The organism is Ochrobactrum sp. C6C9 (assembly GCF_022627935.1).
Taxonomy (GTDB): Bacteria; Pseudomonadota; Alphaproteobacteria; order Rhizobiales; family Rhizobiaceae; genus Brucella; species Brucella teleogrylli.
This window is the reverse complement of sequence record NZ_JABXGB010000095.1, coordinates 1-933: the sequence shown is the minus strand read 5'-3', so window position 1 is coordinate 933 and position 933 is coordinate 1. Positions and strand designations below refer to the sequence as shown.

Genomic DNA, 933 nt, shown 5'->3' with positions numbered 1-933 from the left:
GATCTTGCGAAGCAGATGATCTTTCGGGACCAGTTGATCGAGCGTCACCATCTCGAGCGCGGTCTGTTCTGCGGCTGGTTTCTTCAACATGACCCAGAGAATCACACCCCCCCGGCATAGCCAGGGGTTTGTCAGCAGGCTGAGGCCGGGTTTCCCCGGCCTTATTGCTATTAAATCAGGCGATCAGCGCCTTGACCGCTGCAATCGCAGCATCCGCCTTGTCGCCATCCGGCCCGCCGGCCTGCGCCATGTCCGGGCGGCCGCCGCCACCGGCGCCGCCAAGTGCTGCCGAAGCAGCGCGCACCAGATCCACGGCACTGAAACGACCGACCAGATCTTCCGTCACGGCAGCAACGGCACTGGCCTTGCCATCTTCCCCGACGCCGATGAACAGCACCACGCCGGAACCAACCTGCTTCTTGCCTTCGTCGGCCAATGGCTTCAGATCGCGCGGCGATACACCAGTCACAACCTTGCCGAGGAAGTTGACGCCATTCACAGCTTCAACCGCGCTGCCGCCCTCCGATGAACCGCCGCCGAGCGCGAGCTTCTTGCGTGCATCCGACAATTCGCGCTCAAGCTTCTTGCGCTCGTCCATCAGGGCGTTGACGCGTTCAAGCGCTTCGGCAGGCGTGGTCTTCAGCGCGCTGGCGATTGCTTTCACGCGTTCGTCCTGCTCTTCGAGATAAAGGCGCGCAGCCTCGCCCGTCAGCGCTTCCATACGACGAACACCGGCTGCAACCGCACCTTCCGAAACGATGCGGACCAGACCGATATCGCCTGTCTGGCGCACATGCGTGCCGCCGCAAAGTTCGACCGAATAGGACTTGCCAGCCTTCGGACCATGCTTGGCCATGCCCATCGACACGACGCGCACTTCATCACCATATTTTTCACCGAACAGCGCCATCGCGCCCTCAGCAATTGCATCGT

1 protein-coding gene is annotated in these 933 nt (G+C 61.8%); it reads right to left on the bottom strand.

Annotation, left to right across the window (positions count from 1 at the left end; genetic code table 11):
• Positions 1-175: 175 nt before the first annotated feature.
• Positions 176-933 (bottom strand): DHHA1 domain-containing protein (locus HWD97_RS24205; protein ID WP_371835804.1); only part of this gene is annotated, 758 nt, incomplete at its 5' end.